Origin of the sequence: Rahnella sp. JUb53, from assembly GCF_004346065.1 — a bacterium.
Lineage (GTDB): Bacteria > Pseudomonadota > Gammaproteobacteria > Enterobacterales > Enterobacteriaceae > Rahnella > Rahnella variigena.
Genome location: NZ_SLYT01000001.1, coordinates 793,563 through 817,539, shown reverse-complemented (window position 1 = coordinate 817,539; position 23,977 = coordinate 793,563). Strand labels below are relative to the sequence as shown.

The following is a 23,977-nucleotide window of genomic DNA, read 5'->3' as shown; positions in this document are numbered from 1 at the left end:
TATTATGTCCGGGCAATTGTCATGACCTCTTATTTATTACTTTTTGTCGGCACTGTGCTGGTAAATAACTTCGTACTGGTTAAGTTTCTTGGCCTGTGCCCGTTTATGGGCGTTTCCAAGAAACTGGAATCCGCTATTGGTATGGGGCTGGCGACCACGTTCGTCATCACCCTGTCGAATATCTGCTCGTGGATCGTCAACACTTTCATACTGATGCCGCTGGGACTGGTGTATCTGCGCACCATGGCCTTTATTCTGGTGATCGCAGTTGTGGTGCAGTTCACCGAAATGGTAGTGCGTAAAACCAGTCCGTCACTGTATCGTCTGCTGGGTATCTTCCTGCCGCTGATTACCACCAACTGCGCCGTGCTCGGCGTGGCGCTGCTGAACATCAACCAGCAGTTCAACTTTATGCAGTCCGCGCTGTATGGATTTGCCGCATCGCTCGGTTTCTCGCTGGTGATGGTGCTGTTCGCCGCCATTCGTGAACGTCTGGTGGTGGCTGACGTCCCTGCTCCGTTCAAAGGTTCTTCGATTGCGCTGGTCACGGCTGGCCTGATGTCATTAGCCTTTATGGGCTTCACAGGTCTGGTGAAATTCTGATGTTTGAATTATGGGAAGCGATTGGCGCGCTGACCGCTCTGGCGCTGGTTTTTGGCCTGCTGCTGGGCTACGCCTCACGTCGTTTTGCGGTCGAAGGCAATCCGGTTGTCGATCAGATCGACGATATTCTGCCGCAAAGCCAGTGCGCGCAATGCGGCTATCCCGGCTGTAAGCCTTACGCTGAAGCGGTTGCCAATGGCGATAACATCAACAAATGCGTGCCTGGCGGCGAAGCGGTAATGCTCAAACTGGCGACCCTGCTTAACGTCGAACCCCAGCCAATGGGCGAAGATGCCGCTGCGGCGGTACCAGTACGCAAAGTCGCCTACATCGACGAGAGCAACTGTATCGGCTGCACCAAGTGCATTCAGGCTTGTCCGGTTGATGCCATTGTCGGTGCCACCCGCGCCGTGCATACCGTGATTACCGATTTATGCACCGGCTGTGACCTGTGCGTCGCACCGTGCCCGACGGACTGCATCGAAATGCTGCCAATAAAAACCACCACCGCAAACTGGAAATGGGATTTACAGTCCATTCCGGTTCAGGTCATCCATGCGGAGTAACATGTTTAATCTGTTTGCCGCGCTCAAAAAAGACAAAGTCTGGGACTTCGATGGCGGTATTCATCCGCCGGAAATGAAGACTCAGTCGAGCCACGTTCCGCTGCGCAACGTGCCGCTGCCTGAGCGCTTTATCATTCCTCTTCAGCAACACCTTGGCCCTGAAGGCGAGCTGTGCGTGAAAGCTGGCGACCGCGTATTAAAAGGTCAGCCGCTGACCACAGGTCGTGGCCGCACCGTGCCGGTTCATGCGCCGACATCCGGCATGATCACCGCCATCGAGCCGCATATCACCGCGCACCCTTCCGGCCTGAAAGAACTGTGTGTGCTGATTGAAGCCGACGGCCAGGACACCTGGTGCGAGCGTGAATTCATTGCCGATTATCGCCGGCTTTCTGCTGACGAACTGAATCAGCGCATCAGTCAGGCCGGTATCGCCGGACTGGGCGGCGCAGGTTTCCCGACCGCCAGCAAACTGGCAGGCGGCCTGACGTCTACCCGCACGCTGATTCTCAATGCTGCCGAATGTGAGCCGTACATCACCGCCGATGACCGGCTGATGCAGGAGCACGCAGCGGAAATCCTCGAAGGGACGCGTATTCTGTGCCACATGCTGCAACCGGAACGCGTGCTGATCGGTATCGAAGACAACAAACCGGAAGCCATTACCGCCTTTAAACTCGCCATTAAAGCCGAACAGGCCGAAGGTGTGCGCATTGAACTGCGGGTAATCCCGACCAAATACCCTTCCGGTGGTGCCAAACAGCTGACCAAAATCCTGACCGGCCTTGAAGTGCCGAAAGGCCATCACTCGTCTTCCATCGGCGTGCTGATGCAAAACGTCGGCACCGTATTTGCTATCAAACGCGCGATTATCGACGGCGAACCACTGATCGAACGTGTGGTGACGCTGACCGGCGAAGCGATGGCAAAACCGGGCAACGTCTGGGCGCGTCTGGGCACACCGATTGAACATCTGATGCGTGAAGGCGCATTGCAGCCGCAGGGCGACAAAAAGATGGTGATTATGGGCGGCCCGCTGATGGGCTTCACCCTGCCATCGCTCAATGTCCCCGTGGTCAAAATTTCCAACTGCCTGCTGGCACCCTCTCAGTCCGAACTGGGTGAGCCGGAACCAGAAGAAGCCTGTATCCGTTGCAGCCTTTGCGCCGAATCCTGTCCGGCTGGTTTACTGCCGCAACAGCTTTACTGGTTCAGCAAAGGCGAAGAACACGAGAAAGCACGTAAGCATAATCTCTTCGACTGTATCGAATGCGGTGCCTGTGCGTACGTCTGCCCGAGCAATATTCCGCTGGTGCAGTATTACCGTCAGGAAAAGGCCGAAATCCGCGCCATCGATGCAGAAACTGCCCGCGCCACCGAAGCCAAGGCACGTTTTGAAGCCAAACAGGCGCGCATGGAACGCGAGAAGTTAGCGCGTGAAGAGAAACACCAGAAAGCGGCAGTGAAACTGGACGAAGCACCGGCAACAGAAGCGCCATCTGCTGAAACAGCGGCAGAGCAGCCTGCCGAAGCCGATCCGCGTAAAGCGGCGCTTGCTGCGGCTATTGCTCGTGCGAAAGCGAAAAAAGCCGCCGCTGAGCAGGAAATCCCGGTGGCTTCTGAGCCGGTGCCTGAGACTCCGCCTTCTGCGGAAGACGATCGCAAAGCCGCCGTGGCTGCGGCTATCGCCCGTGTTAAAGCGAAGAAAGCCGGAAACAGCGGCGTTGTGGTCGAAGCGAAAGAAAGCGAACTGGCCGTTGCCCCGCAGGCGACGGCCGAGGATGACCGCAAAGCCGCTGTCGCCGCAGCCATTGCCCGTGTGAAAGCCAAAAAGGCCGCTGCGGCACAACCTGCAAATGGTGAAGAAAACGTGACAGCGTCACCTGCCGAGCCGTCCGCAGACGATAAACGCAAGGCCGCTGTTGCCGCGGCTATTGCCCGGGCTAAAGCCAAAAAAGCTGCTGCACTGAGTGAAGCGCAGGACGCTGAACCGGAAGAAAAAGAAACATCACAACAAGAAAGCGATCCACGCAAAGCCGCTGTGGCTGCTGCGATCGCACGAGTTAAGGCCCGTAAAGCCGCTCAGACAATGTCGAACGAGGAATAAATGGCCTTCAGGATCGCAAGTTCACCTTTTACGCATAACCGCCAGAACACCAGCACCATCATGATGATGGTAATTCTGGCGTGTATTCCCGGCCTGATCGCTCAGGTCTGGTTTTTTGGCTACGGCACGCTGGTTCAGCTGACGCTGGCTATCGTGATTGCCCTGCTGGCGGAAGGCGCTGTATTGCAGCTGCGCAAACAGCCGGTGAAAAAACGACTGGGCGATAACAGCGCCCTGCTGACTGCGGTTTTGCTGGGCGTCAGCCTGCCGCCGCTGGGTCCGTGGTGGATGGTGGTTCTCGGCACGATTTTCGCCATCATCATTGCCAAACAGCTTTATGGCGGTCTGGGTCAGAATCCGTTTAACCCGGCAATGGTAGGTTACGTTGTTTTGCTGATTTCGTTCCCGGTGCAGATGACCACCTGGCTGCCGCCGGATGTTTTACAGCATCACCACGTCGGATTCACCGACACGCTGCTGACCATTTTCACCGGCCATAACAGTCAGGATCTGACCGCGTATCAGCTGAATATGAACGTTGATGGCGTGACGCAGGCGACACCGCTGGATGCGTTTAAAACCGGTCTGCGTTCCGGCCATACCGCCGATCAGATCCTCGGAACCCCCCTGTTCAGCGGCACACTGGCCGGTCTGGGCTGGCAGTGGATTAACCTCGGTTTTCTGGCCGGTGGCCTGTTCCTGATGTGGCGCAAAATCATCAGCTGGCATATTCCGGTTGCCATGCTGGGTATGCTGGCCTTCTGCGCGGGTATCGCGTGGGGTCTGGCACCAGAAAGCTATTCCTCGCCGCTGGTCGGGCTGTTCTCCGGTGCGACCATGCTGGGCGCGTTCTTTATCGCGACCGACCCGGTTACGGCATCTACCACCCCGAAAGGCCGCCTGATTTTTGGTGCGCTGATTGGTTTGCTGGTATGGCTGATCCGCAGTTACGGCGGTTATCCGGATGGCATCGCCTTTGCAGTTTTACTGGCGAATATCACCGTGCCATTGATCGATCACTACACACAACCACGTGTTTACGGGCATCGCTGAGGAAGAATTATGTTAGCTACAATGCGACGCCACGGCCTGATCCTGGCTTTCTTTGGCGCACTGATGACCGGCATGACGGCGCTGGTCAATCTGATGACCAAGCCGACGATTGAACATCAGGCGCTGTTACAGCAAAAATCCCTGTTTGACCAGGTGATCCCGGCCAGTGTGTACGATAACGACATGCAGAATGAATGTTACAACGTCACCGATGAATCTCTCGGCACTGCCACCCCGCACCGCATGTATCTGGCGCGTAAAAACGGTCAGCCGGTGGCGGCTGTGGTAGAAACCACCGCGCCTGACGGCTATTCCGGTGCGATTCAGTTACTGGTTGCCGCTGATTTTCATGGCAAAGTCTACGGTTCCCGCGTGCTGGAACAGCATGAAACGCCGGGACTGGGTGACAAAATCGAAGTGCGCATTTCCGACTGGATCAAACATTTTGCCAATCAGACCATTAACGGTCCCACCGACGAACGCTGGGCGGTGAAGAAAGATGGCGGTATGTTTGATCAGTTCACGGGTGCGACGATCACGCCGCGCGCCGTTGTGCGTTCTGTAAAACGCACTGCATTATTTATCGGGACGGTACCGTCTCAGCTTTCCCACCTCACCCCTTGTGGAGCCCGTGATGAGTGAAGCCAAAAAGATAATCGTTCAGGGTCTGTGGACCAATAACTCCTCGCTGGTTCAGCTGCTGGGACTTTGTCCGCTGCTGGCCGTGACGTCCACCGCCACCAACGCCCTGGGTTTAGGTCTGGCGACCACGCTGGTGCTTACCTGTACCAACGCCATGATTTCCGCGTTTCGCAAGTGGATCCCGGATGAAATCCGTATCCCGATTTACGTACTGATTATTGCCTCGGTGGTGAGTACCGTGCAGATGCTGATCAATGCATACGCGTTCGGTCTGTATCAGGCGCTGGGGATCTTTATTCCGCTTATCGTCACCAACTGTATTGTGGTCGGACGCGCCGAAGCCTGCGCGGCCAGCAGCCCTGTCCATCTGGCTGCCCTTGACGGTGCGATGACCGGTCTGGGCGCGACCTGTGCGATGTTTGTGCTCGGTTCGATGCGTGAAATTCTCGGCAGCGGTGTGCTGTTCAACGGCGCAGATCTGCTGCTCGGCAGCTGGGCGAAAGTGCTGCGCGTGGAAGTGCTGCATCTGGACAACCCGTTCCTGCTGGCGATGTTACCGCCGGGCGCGTTTATCGGCCTCGGCCTGCTGCTGGCCGCCAAATACCTGATTGATCAGCGCATGAAAGCGCGCAAAGCCGTGCAGCATGTCGCGGCTGAAGAAAGTCTGCTAAAGGGAAGTGTTCATGAATAAGGAAAAGCGCATCGAAATTCTCAGCCGTTTGCGGGATAACAATCCCCATCCGACGACCGAGCTGGTGTACACCACCCCGTTCGAGCTGCTGATTTCGGTTCTGCTTTCCGCGCAAGCCACGGATGTCAGCGTGAACAAGGCGACGGCAAAGTTATATCCGGTCGCCAACACCCCTGCATCCGTTCTGGCGCTTGGCGTGGACGGCGTAAAGGAATACATCAAGACCATCGGCCTGTTTAATGCTAAAGCCGAAAACGTGATCAAAACCTGTCGTATCCTGCTGGAAAAGCACAACGGCGAAGTGCCGGAAGATCGCGCTGCTCTGGAAGCCCTGCCGGGCGTAGGCCGTAAAACCGCCAACGTGGTACTGAACACCGCTTTTGGCTGGCCGACCATCGCCGTCGATACGCACATTTTCCGCGTCTGCAACCGGACGAAGTTCGCGCCGGGGAAAACTGTCGATGACGTCGAAGATAAATTACTGAAAGTGGTGCCCGCCGAGTTCAAGCTCGACTGCCATCACTGGCTGATCCTGCATGGTCGCTACACCTGTATTGCGCGCAAGCCGCGGTGCGGGAGTTGTCTGATTGAAGATTTGTGTGAGAGTAAAGAGAAGGTTTATGCGGAGTGAAAGGGGTTCCCTTTGGATCCCTTTAAATGGCTTTAAAAGCTTTAAAAGCTTTAAAAGCTTTAAAAGCTTTAAATAGAATTGAGTAAATTTCGGTTTCTCAATAACGGTTATCACACGGCCTTTCGTGCCGAAACCGACCAGAGGGGAAAGGCTTTTCCCCTCTGAACTCCCCTCGCTTTTTCAAACATGTGATCCGCGCGCTGGCTATGTTTCAGCAACCGCAGCGACAGGCTGGAAATCTTGCCGCTGCGCGGTTCCTTCGTTTCGGGATTGCAGCCTATGGTCTGCAACCTCTCATTCAGCAAGCTTTCTGAATCGCCCGCAGGATCTTAAATTCAAAAAACAAAATTTCTCTGTTTTAGAGAGTTCAATGGCGTGCTCAAAATCCAGCTGAACGGAGCGGCTTCGAGACCCGTGGCTCGAAGACCGAGAGAAGGTAGTGCGCAGCACCTGGATTTGCGCCACTCATCAATGCCGCAGAACATGTCCCTTGCGCCAGCGGAGCGCGCAGTGAAAAAGCGCGGAGTCCAGAGGCCCGCGCGTTACCGGGTCTCTGGTCGGTGTGGGCCGACGCCCACGACCTTGAAGTTGAAGTTGAAGTTTAAGTTAAAAGCCGCCATTGCAGCGGCCTCTGCAATCAAATAAATGATTTCGCCTGCTTCAGCACCACATCACACGCTTTAGTTTTTACTTTCTCTTTCACCTGCGTCAGGCCGCTGCCGAGATTATTCAGATCCACACTCTGATCTTTACCGGTTTTCAGTAAACCGCCCAGCCCTTGCTGGTAATCCTGACTTTCAGCACCCGCTGCTGTCTCAATGCCAAGTTTATTAAGAAGCTGGTCTTTCACGTTTTCAGTGCTGGCTTTGGAAAGCACATTGTTCTTCACACAATACTGCAATACACCAGCGACGTTGTTCGCGCTGGTCGAGGTCAGTGCGCTGTCGCCGCCGCTGAGCAGGGAGGTCAGCGAAGAGGTGGTACCCGTTGAACCGGTTTTGCTGGTGCCATTCAGTCCGTCGCTGGCAGCCTGCTGCAGTTGTCCGAGAAGATTATTTGAGGCCTGTGCGCCTGCCGAAAGCAAAATACCCGCAGAGGCCATCGCCAGAACAACCGCTTTCAAAGTTTTCATGTCTTACTCCATCCATTTCACATAAGTATTGCGGCAAATCTTGGGCTTAAAGTTTGATGACATCAATAGGAATACCGGAGAGAACGTCTTTATTGCGCCATATTTGATGACTTGTTAAGCGCCTGCTGCGCCAGCCAGACACCCGCTGCCGTGAAGAAGTGCTGAGCCAGCGGCGTTGCCCTTCCCCCTTCGGCGACCACCAGCGCGGCGTGACGGCTCATCGGCGTGATATCCAGCGGACAACGCTTCAGCGCAGGATGCATTTCATCAATCAGATGCCCGCGCGGTACCAGCGCACAACCGATGCCAACAAACACGCCCTGCATCAGCTGGAAAATCGAGGTGCTTTCCAGCGTCGGATGCAATTCCAGCCCGGACTGGCGGAAGAAATTATCCAGATAACGACGGAAATAACGGCTCGGTTCAGACAGGCATAACGGCAATGCAACCGCCTGTTCAGCAGTCATCAGTTCAATGTCCTGCAACTGCGGGAAATGGTCCGGGTGATACACCACGTCAACACCGCCATCGTCGAGCGGCACCAGCTGGAAACGCAGCTCATTTAGCGTCGAGAACTCAAAGAAACCGATCCCCACATCTACCGAATGACTGCTCAGCGCTTCGATCAGCTGATCGGCGCTGACTTCCGAAACCCGGTAATCCAGCCCCGGATGCGCTTCGCTGACGGCTTTGATCAGTTGCGCCAGTGACACGCTGCATTGCGGCATGACGCCGATACGCAAGGTACCGCTCATACCCTGTTTCAGCGATTCGACTTCCAGTTTCAGCCCTTCATAGACGGCGACGATTTCGCGTGCCCAGCTGAGGACGCGCAGCCCTTCAGCGGTAAAACCTTCAAAGTTATTACCGCGATTGATCAGATTAAGGTCGAGTTCTTTTTCGAGGTTCTTGAGACGCATCGACAGCGTCGGCTGGCTGACAAAGCTGGCTTCCGCCGCCCTGCCAAAATGCCGTTCGCGCTCGAGGTTACAGAGATAGATAAGTTGTTTGATATCCAATTTAGTGTCTGATTCAGCTGGTAGTTTTGCCTGATTGAGTGTTGCCTATTATAAGCCAAAGTCATGGGTATGACGCAGCGGATTAAACCCGGCTAAAGCATCCTGACGCTGTTTGCGGGCACGGCGGGCCAGAGCATACGCCGGGTCGCCGTTGAAACCGTGGAATCCGCCCGGATAAATGCTGAATTCTGCCGGCACGCCAGCGCGGATTAACCGGCGGGCATACTCAATATTCTCATCCAGGAATAAATCAATCGAACCGACGCCAATCCAGGCCGCAGGCAATCCGCTGAGATCTTCCGCGCGGGCAGCGGCTGCATAATATGAAACATGCGGCAAACCCGCTTCATGCCCGAGATACGCGTGCCAGCCAAAACGGTTATCCTGACGCGTCCACGAAAACTCGCCGGTGACCGGATTGGGGTTGGGAGCGGTGACGGTACGGTCGTCGAGCATCGGGTACATCAGATTCTGAAACGCCAGCTTTGGGCCACCACGGTCGCGGGTCAGCAATGCCAGCGACGCTGCCAGACCGGCACCCGCGCTGTCGCCCATGACACCGATATGCGCAGAGTCGATGCCAAGTTCATCTGCCTGTGCGGTCATCCAGACCAGCGCGGCATAGCAGTCTTCCAGCGGGCCGGGGAAAGGTGTTTCCGGCGCAAGACGATAATCTACCGAGACAATCACGCAATCCTGCTGCGCCGCCGTCGGACGCGTCAGCGGCGTCGACTGTTCCGGACTGCCAAGTACATATCCCCCGCCGTGAATATGCAGGATGCCCATCCGCCCTTTGCGCTCATGTTGCGGCGAAATCACCAGCACACGCACCGCCGGTGCATCTTCGTCGCCTGAAATGTGATGTTGAGTCACCGTCACCGGCAGACCGTCATCCTGTGACAGACTTTCCAGAGCCGCGGCCTGACGCTGCTCACGCATGGCGGGCAAAGCGGAGGCTTCGAGCTCGCGCTCCGGCATATCCGCCAGCAACGGGCGCAGCTCGGGGTCTACAAGGTGGGCAGTATTCATCGCGGATCCTTATCAGAAATGATTTATCCCGTTATTTATAACGCCCTGCGCCGTTTTTAAAAAGTCTGAATCGTTATGGCTTATACCTGATTAGGTTCAGTATTTACAGTTGTCCAGAATATAAAAAAGGGGCCGAAGCCCCTTCCGTCATTTAGCAAAGTGCGATTACTTATTGCTTTGTTTGGTCGCAAAACCTTTGTTCAGTTTGCGCCAGTACACCAGCCAGGTGATCAGCGCACAGACCACGTAAAACACCAGGAAGACTTTCATCGCGCCAGCCGGTGAACCGGTCATTGCCAGTGAAGTACCGAACGCTTTAGGAATAAAGAACCCGCCAATCGCGCCGATTGAAGAGATAAAACCGAGCGCCGCAGCAGTATCCGTCACCGCTTCACGCAATGCTTCATCATCACTGGTACCGCGTGCTTTAGCCTGATCGGTAGTCAGTTTACGGAAGATCACCGCAATCATCTGGTAGGTGGAACCACTGCCCAGACCGGCCGTCAGGAACAGCACCATGAATACGGCGAAGAACGCCGGGAAGTTACCGCCCACGCCGCCAACCGGCAGGGTCAGGAACAGCAGGCCCGCGAAAATCGCCATCACAATGTAGTTCACCAGCGTCACGCGGATACCACCGAGACGGTCAGACAACATCCCACCCGCAGAACGCGCCAGCGCACCGAAGAACGGGCCGAAGAAAGCGAATTGCAGAATGTTAATGTCAGGGAACTGAGTTTTGGTCAGCATCGCAAAACCGGCGGAGAAGCCGATAAAAGAGCCGAACGTTGCCAGATACAACACACTCATGATCCACAGGTGGCCGCGTTTGAGTACCGGTAACTGCTGGCGGATTGACGCTTTGGATGACGCCAGATCATTCATGCCGAACCAGGCTGCAATCGTACCGATCAGCAGGAAAGGCACCCAGATCCACGCCGCATTTTGCAGCCACATGTCTGAACCGTTCGCCAGCGTTTGTTTGTCACTGAACGCCGCGAAAACGCCAAGGGAAATCACCAGCGGAGCAACCAGTTGCATCACGCTCACGCCCAGATTGCCCAGACCGCCGTTGATGCCCAGTGCGCCGCCCTGCTTCGCTTTCGGGAAGAAGAAGCTGATGTTGGACATGCTCGAGGCGAAGTTTGCGCCACCAAAGCCGCACAACAGCGCGATGATCAGGAAGACGTTGTAAGAGGTGCTGGTATCCTGCACCGCAAAGCCCAGCCATGCACATGGCAGGATCAGGAAAACGGTGCTGATTGCTGTCCATCGACGACCGCCAAACAGCGGGATCATAAAGGAGTAAGGTACGCGCAGCAGTGCGCCGGAAACTGACGGGATCGCAGTCAGCATAAACAGCTGATCGGTGGTGAAGTTAAAACCGACTTTGTTCAGATTGACAGAAACCAGGCTGAACAGCATCCAGACACAGAAACCCAGCAGCAAACAGGGAACAGAAATCCACAAATTTCGGCTGGCCACTTTATGCCCGGTCTTTTCCCAAAATTCCGGATCTTCCGGACGCCAGTCCTGCAAAAGGCGGGACGGTTTTTCCGCCGGTGAAGCTGATGTATGTGACATGTTTACCTCGGGTGGCAACGCATTGTTGTTGTAATGATTGAGTTATGTCGCACACACTAGGTAGAGCCCCGCCTCCCGATGTTGATACAAATCAACGCAACAGCAGGTGGATCATGGCCTAAAATTGACCACAAATCCTTTATGAGTATTCGGCGAGTTTCCAATAAACTGCTATTATTCATAAAGTTGATAAAGAGTTCCCTGCCCCATTTTTACCGGCACGCCCCGCATGGAAATAAGGGAGTAATCATAAAGAGGTATAGGGAAACTCCCTGTGATCATAAAAAATGCCCACTCCGTACAGGACTGTGGCGATCCACACTTTTCACTATCCCGATAAATTCCAGGAATTCTATTCATGCTTAAACGTGTTCTGCCTTCTCTTTCGCTGGTCAGCCAGACAACATTACTGATGTTGCTGCTCGGCCTGCTGGGTATTGGCGGAATGAGTATGGCAGCGTGGATGGCGGGTAGTATCGAAGGCAATGCCCACGCGATTAATAAAGCCGGTTCGCTGCGCATGCAAAGCTACCGGTTGTTGTCCGAAGTGCCGCTCGACGGGAAAAACACCGCGTATATTCGCCAGATTGAAGCCGATCAGAACAGTGTCGATTTGCTGCAGGCGGTAGAGCGCGAAAACCTGCAACCGCAGTTCCAGGCACTGCGCAATTACTGGCAAACAACGCTGCGGGATCAGATTCTGACCGCAAAGCATCCGCAAGACGTCTCGGCCAATATCGCGGTCTTCGTGGGTCAGCTTGATGTGCTGGTCGCCGAACTGGAACATAAAACCGAATACCACTTACAGCAGATTTCGCTTATCCAGCGCGGTCTGGTCACCGTAACGCTTCTGCTGCTGGCGCTGACCATCTGGTTTCTGCGCCGTCATTTGCTGGCCCCGTGGAGAAGTCTGCTCTCGCAGGCCAGTGCCATCACCGCCGGTGATTTCAGCCATCGTTATCAGCGTAAACGGGTTGCCAATGGGGATGCACATAATGAAATGGATATTCTCGGCGACTCGCTGAACAGCATGTCCCTGGCGCTGGCGGAGTTGGTCGATAATCTGGCGCAGCGCGTAGCGGAGAAAACCGCCGATTTACAGCAGAAAAATCAGATGCTGGATTATCTTTATCGCGTGAGCCGTCAGCTTCACACCAGCGAGCCGCTCGAAGCGCGGATGGAGCCGGTGCTGAAAGAATTGCAGTCGCTGACCCCGCTGAGTGGCGTACAACTGCGGCAATACGAAAATAACAGCGCCGAAGTGTTCAACGAATTCAGCAATGCTTCACCACGTCAGCCTGTCAGTCCGAAAGTCGGGGAACATGCAAATGACGGTGGCGAGTCTTTAAGCTGGAGTCTGCGTGATGAACGTGAAAATTACGGCGTGTTACTGGCGCAACTGCCGCCGGGCAAGAATCTGAATGATGCACATCAGCAACTGATAAGTACCCTGCTTGAGCAACTGACCAGCACGCTGATGCTGGCGCGTCAGGCCGAACATCAGCAACAGCTGATGCTGATGGAAGAACGTTCGGCAATTGCCCGCGAGCTGCATGATTCTCTGGCGCAGTCGCTTTCCTGCCTGAAAATTCAGGTCGCCTGTCTGCAAATGCACGCCGCTGCTTTCAGCGAAGAAGATCAGAATGTGCTGCAACAAATGCGCGATGAACTGAGTACGGCTTATCGTCAGTTGCGTGAATTGCTGACCACGTTCCGCCTGACGCTCAATACTCCCGGCCTGCGGGCTGCGCTGCAACATACGGTCGATGAATTCTCACGCCGCATGGGACTGACGATAGATTTTGATTACCAGATCCCGCCGCGTTCCGTGCCGGCCAATCAGGGCATTCACCTGCTGCATATCGCCCGTGAAGCACTGAACAATGCCTATAAGCACGCTAACGCCACGCAGGTTTCGCTTTCACTGCATTGCATCGACGGTGAAATCACGCTGCGCATTTGCGATAACGGCGAAGGTATTTCACCGAATGTTGAACGACAAAATCATTATGGTCTGATCATCATGCAGGATCGCGCCAGCACCTTACACGGTAAATGTCGGGTTGCCCGACGCCCGGACGGCGGCACAGAAGTAACAGTCCGTTTTCGTCCGGAAGCCCTGCCCATTAATCCCCAGGAGCAAGTATGAACGACATGACCCCTTCCACTATTTTGCTGATTGACGATCATCCGATGCTGCGCAACGGCGTCAAACAGCTGATTGCGCTGGATACCAGCCTGAAGGTGATTGGCGAAGCCAGCAACGGTGAACAGGGAGTGGAACTGGCGAAACAGCTCGATCCCGACCTGATCTTGCTTGATCTGAATATGCCGGGCATGAACGGTCTTGATACGCTCGACAGTATGCGCCAGACCTCGCTTTCCGGCCGCATCGTGGTGTTCAGCGTATCGAATCATGAAGATGACGTGGTGACGGCACTTAAACGCGGCGCAGACGGCTATTTACTCAAAGATATGGAACCGGAAGATTTGCTGACTGCGTTGCACAACGCCGCCGCCGGGAAAATGGTGCTGAGTGAAGCCCTAACGCCAGTGCTGGCCGCCAGCCTGCGGGAAAGCCGTCCGAGCGGCGACCGCGATATCCAGTCCCTGACGCCGCGCGAGCGCGATATCATCAAACTGATCGCAGAAGGTTTGCCGAATAAGATGATCGCCCGCCGCCTGAATATCACCGAAAGTACGGTGAAAGTTCACGTCAAACATCTGCTGAAAAAAATGAAGCTAAAATCCCGCGTCGAAGCCGCAGTGTGGGTATTGCAGAGTAATGTGCTTTGACAGTCGTTAGCCTTTAAAACCCCCTCGCAACCTCCCCCTTCGCGCAGGGGGAGGAGCAAAAGCAATTCGCCTTTCTGCCTTAGCTAGAAATTCAGCCCCGCATCGTCGCCGTACTGCGGTTGTGCGGTCAGCGGCGGGGAGACATTGAGCGTAATCCAGTTCGATGTCACTTTCTGGGATTTGCTGTCTTCGACCGTGACGGAAAGCCGGTAGCTGTTGGTCGCACCCGGCGAGTTATCCCACGGCGGCACAATCACACTCCAGCCATCAGGGTTACGGTTATTCGCCGGTGGCGTCAGGCTCAGTGCCTGCGTGTCACCCTGCCAGCTCAGCGCCACGATGGAATTCATCGCACGTAATTGCAGTTTGAGCGGCACTGTTTCGCCCGGCTGCAATGACCACGGCGGCGTGGCTAAAAACACCGATAACGTTTTGCGCTGCTTAAATTCCATCACCGGCATGTTATTGCGATCGACCATATCCATCCGGCTACCGCGCAGCGATCGCGCTGCCGCCACATTCTGCGATGACAACTGCTGAGCCAGCGGCACGCCCAGCCGGTAGTTCAGCGTCAGTTTAACCAGATCCTGATTATCGCCGTCCTGCCCCGCCTGATGCTCCGCCATCACCGTCACCAGCGGAACTGGCGTGTAATTGAGTCCGAACGACACCGCCGACGGATTGCTCTGGCGCGTTCCGTTACCAAATAAATCGACCCGATCACCAAAATACTGTTCGTAACTGAGCGACGCACCCAGCTGGCGATAAAACGGCAAATACCCTTTGGTGGAGATGTCATAACCGCGAGCCTGACGGCGCAACTGCGTCGACGTACTGCTGTCGGCTTTCCAGGAGGACAACGGCTGATAATAGTTGGTCGAGAATCGCAGATAGTCTGTCCAGGCTTCCGCGCCCAGACTGCCCCGCGTCAGCTGACGGTCAAAATCATTATCGATAAACGCGTTGTAGCCCAGCATCCACGGGCCGGTATTGATGCGCTGTCCCAAACCGAAGTTACCGACCGTGGCGTCAGCCGCGCTTTGCAGACCGATCTGACTGTAGACCAGATTGTTTTCAGAATTGTATAACGGGCTGAAGAGCTGACCGGAGCTGCCATCAAGATTATGCCCGGTCACATCCAGCGTGGTACTGACCGTGCCCAGCGGCGAAAGCAAGCTGCTGGTTTCTTTCTGCACCAGTTTGGCGGCCTGAGTCAGCGCCAGCGTTTCGGCCTGTATGCGCAGCGGATCGTCGCTGTCAGTGGTGGTGGTTCCCAGTTCTTTCAGGGTGGTTGCCAGCTGTTTTTCAGTGGCACTCGGGCCGGTATCATTCTTAATGTACTGGCTGCCCAGATTCGGCAGAACATTAGTCTGCGGCGCAGTGCCGGTACTAAACGTTGAATGATTATCGCTGGCCGGCAGGAAACCGGTAAGTTTATAGCTGAGGCCGCCGTATTCGGCAGGGTCTGCCGTCAGCGCACTGGCGCTTACAGCATAAAGAGCAGTTCCCCCTGCGAGAATGGCAGGGACTGCGTAACGCTTCAATAAATCAGAAAAAAAATCTGTGACGTTTGTCATGCCTTACACATTTTGCAGGTAATATTTGATCTTACCTCACGAGCAGCATAATTCAACCTTCATGCCACAAAAGGTCACACACCCCTTCTCCTTAAGTGAAATCATTTGAATTCATTTCCTTGATGAATATATGGATGATTTGTCATCAGATCACAAAATCTCATCTAAAATTACATCGAAATAATCAATTCACACACATTTCATAACATTTTTAACACACTAACCATTTATCTTTACAGTCTGTTTTCATTTATCCTTAGCAGGTTAACGATTTCTGATGCCACCCGACTGCTTTAGCAGAGCGTATCTCAAATCAGAATGGCGTTTCTCCGTGGAAGTTTTATCCGCCGGTAACAGGCAGGATCAGCGCCATTTATAGCCAGTTGTTGCAACACATAGCCCTTCTAAAAAACAGGGAACATAAATGAGCAAAAAAACATTGCCCGGTGTGACACGCCGGCAGATTCTCTCGTTCACGGCAGCCTCAGCGGTATTGGGCGCAGCCAAAGCCGCAAACGCAGTCACGCTCAAAGGTACGCCCGTGTGGAGCCCCTTCGATGCGAGTCCGCCACCGCAAATTGACATCGATGGCTGGGCGTTCTTCACCGACGCTGAAGCCGCCGCAATGGAAGCCATCGTTGACCGGCTGGTGCCTGCCGATAATCTGAGTGTGGGCGGCAAAGACGCCGGTTGCGCGGTGTTTATCGACCGCCAGCTGGCTGGTTTCTACGGCACCTACGCCCGCCTTTATATGGAAGGGCCTTTCCAGGAAGGCACGCCGGAGCAAGGCGATCAGTCTCCGCTGGTTCCCCAGCAACGCTACCGTCTTGGCCTGGCCGCACTGGATAAATATACCAAGTCTCAGCACCAGAAATTGTTCAAAGACCTGCCCGGTGACCAGCAGGACCAAATTCTGTCCGGTCTGGAAAACGGAAAAATAGCCCTCGATGGGATCGATTCCAAACTGTTCTTCGCCATTGCGCTGAAAAACACCATGGAAGGATTCTTTGCCGATCCGATTTATGGCGGTAACCGCAATATGGTGTCGTGGAAAATGCTGGGCTTCCCTGGCGCACGCTACGACTACCGCGAATATGTCGGCAAACATAACCAGAAACTCGATCTGGAACCGCTGAGTATTTCGGGCGGCGACGCATGGAAAATGAAAAGCTAAGGGCAGAACAACATTATGGCAAAGAAATTACCTAAAACTGATGTGGTGGTGATCGGGCTCGGCTGGGCCGGTTCAATCATCGCCAATGAATTATGCGATGAAGGCCTCAACGTAGTGGCGATTGAGCGTGGCCCGTGGCGCGATACCGCCCGTGATTTCAACGTGGCCACCGTCACCGATGAATTGCGCTACAACAGCCGTCAGGAACTGATGCTGCGCACCCGCCAGAACACCATCACTATCCGCAACAATCCGGCGCAAACTGCCCTGCCAATGCGCGAATGGGGTTCTTTCCACCCAGGTAACGGCACCGGCGGCGCAGGCAACCACTGGGCGGGGATCACCTTCCGTTTCCAGCCGGATGAATTCCGTCTTAAAAGCCATCTGACCGAACGTTACGGCGCTAACGCTATCCCGGAAGAACTGGTGTTGCAGGACTGGGGCACCGACTGGGATGAAATGGAACCGCATTACGCGTCTTTCGAACGCCTTGCCGGGGTTTCCGGGAAAGCCAGCAATGTGAAAGGCGAACATCATGATGGCGGTAACCCGTATGAAGGGATGCGCTCGATTGAGTATCCGACCCGTCCGATGGATCAGCCTTATGGTCCGACGCTGTTTGCTGAAGCCGCGCGCAACATGGGCTATAAAGCATTCCCCGTGCCCTCTTCGCTGATTTCCGAGCCTTATACCAACCCGCTCGGCGTAAAAATGGGGCCATGTACTTACTGCGGTTTCTGCACTAACTACGGCTGCGCAAACTACTCGAAAGCCAGCGCCATCACCACCGTGTTACCGGCGCTTATCCGCAAAGAGAATTTCGAAGCCCGCACCAACTGTGAAGTGATGCAGGTGCTGACCGATTCCACCGGCAAACGCGCCACCGGCGTGGTTTACATCGATTCTTCCGGCGACGAGTGGGAACAGCCGGCGGATCTGGTGATTGTCAGCGCATTCACCTTTGAAAACGTGCGTCTGATGCTGCTTTCAGGTATCGGCAAACCGTACGATCCGGTGACGTTAAGCGGCACCACGGGTCGAAATTATGCTTATCAGACCGCCAACGGCGTGCAGCTGTTCTTTGATGACAAAAACTTCAACCCGTTCATCGGCGCAGGCGCGGTCGGTATGGGCATTGATGATTTTAACAATGACAACTTTGACCACAGCGGTCTGGGCTTCTTCGGCGGCGGCAGTATCCGCGTGACGCCAATCGGTGGCGCGCCAATCGGTTACCGCCCTGTTCCGCCGGGAACGCCGAAATGGGGCAGCGAGTGGAAAAAAGCCACGGTCGCTAACTACCTCAGTTCTATGTCGATCGGTTGTGAGGCCAGCAGTTACACCACTAAAACCAACTATCTGTCGCTCGATCCAAACTATAAGGATCGTTTAGGTCGTCCGCTGCTGCGTGTGACCTTCGACTTCCCGGAAAATGACCTGAAGATGGCCGCGTATTGCACCGGTAAAGTCGCTGAAATCGCCAAGGCAATGAACCCGCGCCAGCTGGTTGCTAACCCGATGAAAGGCCACTGGAACGGTACACCGTATCAGTCTTCACACGTGGTCGGCGGTTTTGTGATGGGCGCGGATCCTTCCACCAGTTCCGTCAATAAACACCTGCAAGTCTGGGATGTGCCTAACCTGTTTGTGGTCGGCGCGTCGGCCTTCCCGCAAAACCCGGGTTACAACCCGACCGGCACCGTTGGCGCGCTGGCGTTTAAAGCCGCCCATGCCATCCGTAACTTCTATCTGAAAAAACCGGGAGAGATGATCGCATGAAAAAGTTAACGTCATTCTCACTCGGATTACTGGCATTGAGCGTTTCCGGTCTGGCACATGCCGCGGGTGACGGCTCTTTCGATCAGGTAGAACGCGGGCGTTATCTGGCCACCGTGGGCGACTGCGCGGCCTGTCATACGGCCTCAACGCCGGATGCCAAACCTTTCGCCGGTGGCGTGCCAATTGAAACGCCGTTTGGCCGTCTGGTCGGCGCAAACATCACGCCGGATCCGGAAACAGGTATCGGTAAATGGAGCTTCGACGACTTCCAGCGCGCGATGTCCGAAGGCATCGGTCACGGCGGAAAACGTCTGTATGGCGCGATGCCGTTCACGGCGTACACCAAAGTCACCCGTGACGATAACGCCGCCATCTGGGCTTATCTGCAAACCCTGCAACCAGTGCATCACGAAGTCGAAACCAACCAGCTGCCGTTCCCGTTCAACGTCCGTACCAGCCTGATGGGCTGGAACTGGCTGAACTTCAACAAAGGCGAATTCAAACCGCAGATGGATAAGTCTGCTGAATGGAATCGCGGCGCCTATATTGTTGAAGGCCTGGGACACTGCGGAACCTGCCACACGCCGAAAAATATGATTGGCGGCGATAAAGACAGCGAGTTCCTGCAGGGCGCCGTGGTGGAAAACTGGGTTGCTCCGGACATCACTACCAATAAACACACCGGTATCGGCAACTGGACGCAGGAAGATCTGATGCAGTATCTGAAGACCGGTTCTAACCGCTTCGATATGGCCTCAGGCCCGATGGCTGAAGAAGTGACGAATTCTTCACAGCACTGGACGGATGCGGATCTCAAAGCCGTGGCGGTTTATCTGAAAGACAGCGGACACGACAGCGGGAATAAAGCCCCTGCGCCGGTGAAAGCGGAAGATAACGCCATGATGGCCGGGAAGCACATCTATGCTGACCGTTGTTCTGCGTGCCATACACCGGACGGCAAAGGTCAGGATGGACTGTTCCCGCGTCTGGCTGATTCCGCGCTGATCAATCAGACCAATGCCACATCGCTTATCCGCGTAGTGCTGACGGGCAGCCGTCCGGTCGCAACGGACAGCAAACCAACGGCGCCGTCTATGCCTTCGTTTGATGCCAACATGAGTGACGCCGATGTGGCGAACGTGCTGACGTATATCCGTAACAGCTGGGGAAATGCCGCTGCGCCGGTGTCAGCCTCAGACGTGAAAGACCTGCGTGCAGAACTGAAGAAATAAGCAGGAAACTGCGCATTCAGCGTGATCTGAAAATGAGAAAGGCCGCGCAAGCGGCCTTTCTTTTTACAAGCATCACGGATAAATCAGTGCCTGGAAGGCATCTGCATAATCTGTACTAACAGATGATCGTTATTCTGACTTAATTGCACCAGATGTTTGCATTCCACTTTAATCGCAGTGAGCTGTTCTTCGGTCAGTGAGTACGGCAGGTTAATATCAATGCTGTACATATTTTGCTGCTCTGCCAGTTCAATCAGCCGGACGATATTGGTTTCATCGCTGACCTGCGTGGACACCACCTGTAAAGCCAGTGCGCGTAAGGCTTCCTGCCGGGAATTTTCTTTTTTAGAGCGGGATTTCAGTACCATGCCGAAGAACGGCATCACACCGTAAATCGCGTCAACAAAGCTCCATTTCTTTTTGCAGGATGCGGACAAATACTCCATATAGTCAAAGGTCGCTTTTTGACTGCGCGCATCAGGTACCAGGCGGTTTTCATTCATCCCCTATTCCTCTTCCTGGTCAGGGTCAATCAATTAGGTAAATCAATCTGTAACGATGAAGATATTCACCTATATAATGGCATAATTCACCGATACTTTGCCAGTCGGTTCGGGTGCTTAAGTTTGAGCAATTATTGCCTGATCAGACAAAATTTATCATTTCAGAATTTATCGAAAGTATTTCGCGTATATGGAATTTACGCCGCAAAACTGACATGTTCTATTACGCTCGCAGGATGGCGTCGCCAGCCGGGTCACGCTATCCTACTCACCGGATTTCTTAAAGCAGCAAGCCAATGAATAAAATCGTTTTTGTAGAAGATGATGTAGAAGTCGGCAACCTGATCGCCGCCTATCTGGGTAAACACGATATCGATGTTCTGGTTGAGCCGCGTGGCGATACAGCGCAGGCACGCATTGAGAAAGAAAAACCCGATCTTGTCCTGCTGGACATCATGCTTCCCGGCAAAGACGGCATGACGTTGTGCCGCGATTTACGGCCGATATTTCCGGGGCCCATCGTATTACTGACCTCGCTCGACAGCGACATGAACCACATCTTATCGCTGGAAATGGGCGCGAACGATTACATCCTGAAAACGACGCCACCGGCAGTGCTTCTGGCGCGTTTGCGCCTGCATTTACGCCAGAGTCCGGCGCAGACCCTGCAGAGCGAACAGCCGGTTCAGGCGCTGACAAGCGGCAATGCCCTGCACTTTGGCCAGTTATGCATCGATCCGGTGAACCGTGAAGTCACGCTGGTGGATGAAACTATTGTGCTTTCCACCTCCGACTTTGATTTGCTCTGGGAACTGGCGACCCACGCAGGCCGCATTATGGATCGCGAAGCTTTGCTGAAAAACCTGCGTGGCGTCAGCTATGACGGGCTGGATCGCAGTATCGATGTGGCGATTTCCCGCCTGCGTCGCAAGTTATATGACAACACCCTTGAGCCCTTCCGCATTAAAACCGTGCGTAACAAAGGCTATCTGTTTGCCCCTAACGCCTGGGAGTCGCTGCAGGAATGAAAAAGCTTTTCATCCAGTTCTTTTTGTTACTGCTGGTCTGCTTTATGGTCATGGCGATGCTGGTCGGGCTGGTCTATAAAGTGACCGCGGAGAAAACCGGCCGGCAGTCCATGAACGACCTGATGAAAAGTTCGCTCTATTTAATGCGCAGTGAGCTGAGGGAAATCCCGATCAAAGACTGGAATAAGACCATCAATACGCTGGATCTGAATCTGTCTTTCAAACTGCACATTGAACCTCTTGGTAAACGCAAACTCAGCCCGCTGCTCGATCAGCGCCTGAAAGACGGCGAAATTGTCGCGCTCGATGATGAATATACGTTTATCCAGCGGGTGCCGCGCAGCCATTACGTGCTGGTAGTCGGTCCGATCCCTTATCTGTTTTATATGCACGAAATGCGCGTGCTTGATTTCGTTCTGCTGATGTTCATCGGCCTGTCGCTCGCTTTACCCGTTTTCCTGTGGATGCGCCCTCACTGGCAGGATTTGCTGCGTCTGGAAAACTCGGCGCTGCGCCTGGGTAACGGGCATCTTGACGAACGCATTGATTTTGATTCGACCTCCAGCCTGAACCGTCTGGGTGTGGCATTTAATCAGATGGCGGACAATATCAGCACGCTGGTGGCCAGTAAAAAGCTGCTGATCGACGGCATTGCGCATGAGCTTCGTACACCGCTGGTTCGCCTGCGTTACCGGCTGGCTATCAGCGAAAATTTACCCGAGGCGGAGCAAAACGCCATCAACCGGGATATCGGGCAGCTTGAAGCGCTGATCGATGAACTGCTGACGTATGCGCGCCTTGACCGGCCGCAGGTGACGCTGAATCTTGAAAAAGTGAATCTGGCAGAATGGCTGGAAGACAAAGTCGATGATTTCCGCATGATCACCGAGCGCACGATCCTGTATGACGCGCCGCAAAACAGCGATTTCGGCGGCGTAGATTTACGCCTGATGGAGCGCGTGCTGGATAATCTGGTCAATAACGGGCTGCGTTATTCACAGGAAACCCTGCGCGTCAGCCTGTGGCTGGACGGTGAACTGGCCAGCCTGCAAGTCGAAGACGACGGGCCAGGCATTCCACAGGAAGAACGTCAGCGGATCTTCGAACCTTTCGTGCGTCTGGACCCAAGCCGCGATCGCGCTACCGGCGGCTGCGGGCTGGGGCTGGCTATCGTACATTCCATCGCCGTGGCCTATCAGGGACGCATCGCCGTTGACAGCAGCCCGCTGGGCGGTGCCAGTCTGCGTTTCAGCTGGCCGGTAAAACCGACATTTAATCTGGCTGTTGAGCAGCCTAATAACGAAAATCAGGAAGGGAGCCACAATGACCATCGCTTATAAAAAACTACACGACACCTTCGCCCGCCTCTCCCGCTTTGGCCACTTATCGGCAATTGCAGGCTGGGACGCCGCCGCCATGATGCCACCGGAAGGCGGACAAGCCCGTTCGGAAGCACTGGCCGAACTGAGCGTGCTGACGCATCAGATCCTCACCGCGAAACAGGTAGGTGAATGGCTGGAGCAGGCGGGCGGCGAACAGCTCAACGACGTGGAGCAGGCAAACCTGCGTGAGATGCGTCGTCATTATCAGCAAGCAGCCCTGCTGCCGGAAAGCCTGGTGCAGGCAAAATCACTGGCAGGTGCGCGTTGCGAGCAGGCATGGCGCATTCAGCGCAAAAGCAATGACTGGGAAGGTTTCGCTGATAACCTGAAAGAAGTGGTGAAACTGAGCCGTCAGGAAGCGCAGCTGCGTTCAGAAGCCGCGGGCATCAGCCGCTACGATGCCCTGCTCGATTTATACGAACCGGGTATGACCTCGCAGAAACTCGACGTGCTGTTTGGCGATTTGAAAACCTGGTTGCCGGATTTGTTGCAGACCGTGGTCGAAAAGCAAAAATCTGAAACCCGCATCGCGCCGCAGGGTCCTTTTGACATCGAAAAACAGCGCCAGCTTGGGCTGAAAGTGATGGAACGTCTGGGCTTTAACTTTGGCGCCGGTCGTCTGGATGTCAGCGCGCACCCGTTCTGTGGCGGCGTGCCGCAGGATGTGCGTATCACCACGCGCTATAACGAAGATGAATTCCTCAGCGCCATGATGGGTGTGATCCATGAAACGGGTCATGCGCGTTATGAGCAGAATCTGCCAAAAGAATGGCTCGGTCAGCCGGTTTCTAACGCACGCTCAATGGGCGTGCATGAATCTCAAAGCCTGCTGTTTGAGATGCAATTAGGTTGCAGCGAGCCGTTCCTGAAGTCAGTTTACCCGCTGGTAATCGAGCAATTCGGCCATCGCAAAGGGCTGGATGAAAGCAACTTTATGAAACTCAACCAGCGCGTTCAGCCTGGTTTCATCCGCGTTGACGCTGATGAACTGAGCTATCCGGCTCACGTGATTTTGCGTTATGAAATCGAAAAAGCACTGATGGAAGGTGACGTTGAAGTTGACGATATTCCGGCCTTGTGGAACAGCAAGATGAAGGAATATCTGGGCATCAATACCGTCGGGAATTACCGCGATGGTTGTATGCAAGATATTCACTGGACCGACGGCGGGTTTGGTTATTTCCCGACGTATACGCTGGGTGCCATGTATGCCGCGCAATTGTTCCAGACGGCCAACAAAGCGATCCCAACGTTGCAGGACGATATCGTACGCGGCGACCTGACGGCGTTGTTCCAGTGGTTGCAGCAAAATATCTGGCAACACGGCAGCCGTTTCTCGACGGATCAGCTGATCAAAAATGCCACGGGCGAAACGCTGAATCCGGCGTTCTTCCGCACACATCTCGAAAATCGTTATCTGTAATTCAGCTGTAAAAAAACACCTCCTTT

General features: G+C 54.6%; 21 protein-coding genes. 15 read left to right on the top strand and 6 right to left on the bottom strand.

Going from position 1 to position 23,977, the window contains the following annotated elements:
• Positions 1-21 precede the first annotated feature (21 nt).
• From rsxA to nth, 7 genes are read left to right on the top strand one after another with little or no spacing between them, the layout of a single operon-like run.
• Positions 22-603: an electron transport complex subunit RsxA gene (gene rsxA, locus EC840_RS03815; RefSeq protein WP_095922116.1), complete on the top strand. Its 582-nt coding sequence runs from the start codon at positions 22-24 to the stop codon at positions 601-603.
• The gene (gene rsxB, locus EC840_RS03810; RefSeq protein ID WP_112291515.1) at positions 603-1,169 is read left to right on the top strand and encodes an electron transport complex subunit RsxB; all 567 of its coding nucleotides are present in this window, start codon (positions 603-605) and stop codon (positions 1,167-1,169) included. Before rsxA ends, rsxB begins: the two co-directional genes overlap by 1 nt.
• Position 1,170: 1 nt before the next feature.
• Positions 1,171-3,276, top strand: coding sequence for an electron transport complex subunit RsxC (gene rsxC / locus EC840_RS03805; RefSeq protein WP_132964016.1), 2,106 nt, complete (start codon positions 1,171-1,173; stop codon positions 3,274-3,276).
• Positions 3,277-4,329 (top strand): electron transport complex subunit RsxD, encoded by a 1,053-nt coding sequence (gene rsxD / locus EC840_RS03800; RefSeq protein WP_112291518.1) that lies wholly within the window; start codon positions 3,277-3,279, stop codon positions 4,327-4,329.
• Between the two features lie 9 nt (positions 4,330-4,338).
• A complete protein-coding gene (gene rsxG, locus EC840_RS03795; RefSeq protein WP_120163993.1) occupies positions 4,339-4,971 on the top strand; it encodes an electron transport complex subunit RsxG in 633 nt (210 codons plus the stop codon).
• Positions 4,964-5,662: an electron transport complex subunit E gene (locus EC840_RS03790; protein WP_132964015.1), complete on the top strand. Its 699-nt coding sequence runs from the start codon at positions 4,964-4,966 to the stop codon at positions 5,660-5,662. Before rsxG ends, EC840_RS03790 begins: the two co-directional genes overlap by 8 nt.
• Positions 5,655-6,293, top strand: coding sequence for an endonuclease III (nth, locus tag EC840_RS03785; protein WP_112291523.1), 639 nt, complete (start codon positions 5,655-5,657; stop codon positions 6,291-6,293). The genes EC840_RS03790 and nth overlap by 8 nt, the downstream gene beginning before the upstream one ends.
• 637 nt (positions 6,294-6,930) lie before the next feature.
• Here nth and EC840_RS03780 read toward each other — a convergent pair.
• From EC840_RS03780 to EC840_RS03765, 4 genes are all read right to left on the bottom strand, one after another.
• Positions 6,931-7,425, bottom strand: a complete 495-nt coding sequence (locus EC840_RS03780) for a DUF2501 domain-containing protein (protein ID WP_129638192.1) — start codon at positions 7,423-7,425, stop codon at positions 6,931-6,933.
• Positions 7,426-7,514: 89 nt separating this feature from the next.
• Positions 7,515-8,444, bottom strand: coding sequence for a LysR family transcriptional regulator (locus tag EC840_RS03775; protein WP_112290148.1), 930 nt, complete (start codon positions 8,442-8,444; stop codon positions 7,515-7,517).
• Between the two features lie 48 nt (positions 8,445-8,492).
• Positions 8,493-9,473: an alpha/beta hydrolase gene (locus tag EC840_RS03770; protein WP_132964014.1), complete on the bottom strand. Its 981-nt coding sequence runs from the start codon at positions 9,471-9,473 to the stop codon at positions 8,493-8,495.
• Between the two features lie 165 nt (positions 9,474-9,638).
• Positions 9,639-11,057, bottom strand: a complete 1,419-nt coding sequence (locus EC840_RS03765) for a NarK family nitrate/nitrite MFS transporter (RefSeq protein ID WP_132964013.1) — start codon at positions 11,055-11,057, stop codon at positions 9,639-9,641.
• 358 nt (positions 11,058-11,415) lie between these two features.
• On the opposite strand from EC840_RS03765, the gene narX reads away from it, so the two are divergent.
• The gene (gene narX / locus EC840_RS03760) at positions 11,416-13,206 is read left to right on the top strand and encodes a nitrate/nitrite two-component system sensor histidine kinase NarX (RefSeq protein ID WP_129638190.1); all 1,791 of its coding nucleotides are present in this window, start codon (positions 11,416-11,418) and stop codon (positions 13,204-13,206) included.
• A complete protein-coding gene (gene narL / locus EC840_RS03755; RefSeq protein ID WP_112290142.1) occupies positions 13,203-13,853 on the top strand; it encodes a two-component system response regulator NarL in 651 nt (216 codons plus the stop codon). The genes narX and narL overlap by 4 nt, the downstream gene beginning before the upstream one ends.
• Before the next feature lie 83 nt (positions 13,854-13,936).
• Here narL and EC840_RS03750 read toward each other — a convergent pair whose 3' ends face one another.
• Positions 13,937-15,430: a YchO/YchP family invasin gene (locus tag EC840_RS03750; protein ID WP_132964012.1), complete on the bottom strand. Its 1,494-nt coding sequence runs from the start codon at positions 15,428-15,430 to the stop codon at positions 13,937-13,939.
• 424 nt (positions 15,431-15,854) lie between these two features.
• Here EC840_RS03750 and EC840_RS03745 point away from each other — a divergent pair, with 424 nt between their 5' ends.
• From EC840_RS03745 to EC840_RS03735, 3 genes are read left to right on the top strand one after another with little or no spacing between them, the layout of a single operon-like run.
• Positions 15,855-16,604: a gluconate 2-dehydrogenase subunit 3 family protein gene (locus EC840_RS03745; RefSeq protein ID WP_132964011.1), complete on the top strand. Its 750-nt coding sequence runs from the start codon at positions 15,855-15,857 to the stop codon at positions 16,602-16,604.
• Between the two features lie 15 nt (positions 16,605-16,619).
• Positions 16,620-18,383 carry a GMC family oxidoreductase gene (locus tag EC840_RS03740; RefSeq protein WP_112290136.1) on the top strand — a complete coding sequence of 588 codons (1,764 nt, stop codon included), beginning with the start codon at positions 16,620-16,622 and terminating at the stop codon, positions 18,381-18,383.
• Positions 18,380-19,615, top strand: coding sequence for a cytochrome c (locus EC840_RS03735; RefSeq protein WP_129638188.1), 1,236 nt, complete (start codon positions 18,380-18,382; stop codon positions 19,613-19,615). Before EC840_RS03740 ends, EC840_RS03735 begins: the two co-directional genes overlap by 4 nt.
• A gap of 83 nt (positions 19,616-19,698) precedes the next feature.
• Here EC840_RS03735 and EC840_RS03730 read toward each other — a convergent pair whose 3' ends face one another.
• Positions 19,699-20,118, bottom strand: a complete 420-nt coding sequence (locus tag EC840_RS03730) for a hypothetical protein (protein ID WP_112290134.1) — start codon at positions 20,116-20,118, stop codon at positions 19,699-19,701.
• Between the two features lie 296 nt (positions 20,119-20,414).
• On the opposite strand from EC840_RS03730, the gene rstA reads away from it, so the two are divergent.
• From rstA to EC840_RS03715, 3 genes are read left to right on the top strand one after another with little or no spacing between them, the layout of a single operon-like run.
• A complete protein-coding gene (gene rstA / locus EC840_RS03725; protein WP_129638187.1) occupies positions 20,415-21,146 on the top strand; it encodes a two-component system response regulator RstA in 732 nt (243 codons plus the stop codon).
• Entirely contained in the window at positions 21,143-22,486 is a 1,344-nt protein-coding gene (rstB, locus tag EC840_RS03720; RefSeq protein WP_132964010.1) for a two-component system sensor histidine kinase RstB, read from the top strand. Before rstA ends, rstB begins: the two co-directional genes overlap by 4 nt.
• Entirely contained in the window at positions 22,470-23,951 is a 1,482-nt protein-coding gene (locus tag EC840_RS03715) for a carboxypeptidase M32 (RefSeq protein ID WP_132964009.1), read from the top strand. Before rstB ends, EC840_RS03715 begins: the two co-directional genes overlap by 17 nt.
• Positions 23,952-23,977 lie beyond the last annotated feature (26 nt).

Bases quoted from the DNA above. Each gene is read 5' to 3' on its own strand.
- rstB (WP_132964010.1), top strand. From the start codon at position 21,143: ATGAAAAAGCTTTTCATCCAGTTCTTTTTGTTACTGCTGGTCTGCTTT.
- EC840_RS03780 (WP_129638192.1), bottom strand. From the start codon at position 7,425: ATGAAAACTTTGAAAGCGGTTGTTCTGGCGATGGCCTCTGCGGGTATT.
- rstA (WP_129638187.1), top strand. From the start codon at position 20,415: ATGAATAAAATCGTTTTTGTAGAAGATGATGTAGAAGTCGGCAACCTG.
- EC840_RS03740 (WP_112290136.1), top strand. From the start codon at position 16,620: ATGGCAAAGAAATTACCTAAAACTGATGTGGTGGTGATCGGGCTCGGC.
- rsxA (WP_095922116.1), top strand. From the start codon at position 22: ATGACCTCTTATTTATTACTTTTTGTCGGCACTGTGCTGGTAAATAAC.
- rsxB (WP_112291515.1), top strand. From the start codon at position 603: ATGTTTGAATTATGGGAAGCGATTGGCGCGCTGACCGCTCTGGCGCTG.
- rsxD (WP_112291518.1), top strand. From the start codon at position 3,277: ATGGCCTTCAGGATCGCAAGTTCACCTTTTACGCATAACCGCCAGAAC.
- EC840_RS03745 (WP_132964011.1), top strand. From the start codon at position 15,855: ATGAGCAAAAAAACATTGCCCGGTGTGACACGCCGGCAGATTCTCTCG.
- rsxG (WP_120163993.1), top strand. From the start codon at position 4,339: ATGTTAGCTACAATGCGACGCCACGGCCTGATCCTGGCTTTCTTTGGC.
- EC840_RS03715 (WP_132964009.1), top strand. From the start codon at position 22,470: ATGACCATCGCTTATAAAAAACTACACGACACCTTCGCCCGCCTCTCC.
- EC840_RS03735 (WP_129638188.1), top strand. From the start codon at position 18,380: ATGAAAAAGTTAACGTCATTCTCACTCGGATTACTGGCATTGAGCGTT.
- EC840_RS03730 (WP_112290134.1), bottom strand. From the start codon at position 20,118: ATGAATGAAAACCGCCTGGTACCTGATGCGCGCAGTCAAAAAGCGACC.
- nth (WP_112291523.1), top strand. From the start codon at position 5,655: ATGAATAAGGAAAAGCGCATCGAAATTCTCAGCCGTTTGCGGGATAAC.
- narL (WP_112290142.1), top strand. From the start codon at position 13,203: ATGAACGACATGACCCCTTCCACTATTTTGCTGATTGACGATCATCCG.
- rsxC (WP_132964016.1), top strand. From the start codon at position 1,171: ATGTTTAATCTGTTTGCCGCGCTCAAAAAAGACAAAGTCTGGGACTTC.
- EC840_RS03750 (WP_132964012.1), bottom strand. From the start codon at position 15,430: ATGACAAACGTCACAGATTTTTTTTCTGATTTATTGAAGCGTTACGCA.
- EC840_RS03765 (WP_132964013.1), bottom strand. From the start codon at position 11,057: ATGTCACATACATCAGCTTCACCGGCGGAAAAACCGTCCCGCCTTTTG.
- EC840_RS03790 (WP_132964015.1), top strand. From the start codon at position 4,964: ATGAGTGAAGCCAAAAAGATAATCGTTCAGGGTCTGTGGACCAATAAC.
- EC840_RS03770 (WP_132964014.1), bottom strand. From the start codon at position 9,473: ATGAATACTGCCCACCTTGTAGACCCCGAGCTGCGCCCGTTGCTGGCG.
- narX (WP_129638190.1), top strand. From the start codon at position 11,416: ATGCTTAAACGTGTTCTGCCTTCTCTTTCGCTGGTCAGCCAGACAACA.